Origin of the sequence: Pontitalea aquivivens (assembly GCF_046507575.1) — a bacterium.
GTDB classification, from domain to species: Bacteria; Pseudomonadota; Alphaproteobacteria; order Rhodobacterales; family Rhodobacteraceae; genus Pontitalea; species Pontitalea aquivivens.
Genome location: NZ_JBKFEY010000102.1, coordinates 1 through 865 on the forward strand (window position 1 = coordinate 1; position 865 = coordinate 865).

Here is an 865-nt window from a genome sequence, read left to right on the forward strand (position 1 = left end):
CGCAGTTGGGTCTTCTTCTGGGAGCGGTCGGCCTAGGCTGTGCTACCATACCGTATCTGCCGGTCATGGTCCTGGCCTCATTGCTGATAGGCATGGGCTACGGTTTGATAAACCCGCCATCCGTCAACATGCTCGACGCCGTCGCGATCCCGCGCAACAGGAACACGCTACTCTCGATCAAGCAAACAGCGGTTCCGCTTGGCGGGATCATTGCCGGGCTGGTGGGCCCCCCGGTGACCCTCGAGTACGGCTGGCGCACCGCGCTCTTGGTTTGCGGTGCGATGTCCCTTACGATGATGTTGATGATACAGCCGCTCGCGTCCCGTTTCGACAGAAGCCGGGACCGGACGGTTCGATTGATGGAGAACCCTTTCAGGGATCTTTCCCTGGTCTGGAACCATACGGTTCTGCGCTGGCTCACCCTGTCGGCCTTCTTCTTTGCGGGGGTGCAGTTCACCCTGACGACCTACCTGGTGACGCTCTTGGTCGAAGACGTCCGCCTCAGCCTCGTCGCTGCCGGATTGGCCCTTTCTGTATTCCAGGTGTCGGCGGTGTTCGGGCGCCTGGCATGGGGCGCGCTTGCCGACCTGACCGGCTCCGGCATGCGCGTGCTTCTCACGGCCTATTGCCTGGCATTGGCGAGCATCGTGCCGCTCATCTTTATGACACGCGCCTGGGCGATCGTCCTGATCTATCTCACACTTGGCCTGCTGGGATTGGCGGGCGCCGGCTGGAACGGCGTATTTGTCGGCGAGGCCGTGAATCTTGCCCCGCCCGAATCGGCGGGCAGGGCGATCGGTGGCGCTTTTGCCTTCACCTTCGCCGGTGCTCTGGTCGGCCCCGCCGTGTTCGCAATGGCGCACAG

General features: G+C 62.9%; 1 protein-coding gene. It reads left to right on the plus strand.

All coding sequences use genetic code 11. The features are described from left to right. Positions 1-65: 65 nt before the first annotated feature. Positions 66-865: MFS transporter (locus tag ACK8OU_RS20345; protein WP_410305142.1), on the plus strand; the 800-nt coding region annotated here is incomplete at its 3' end.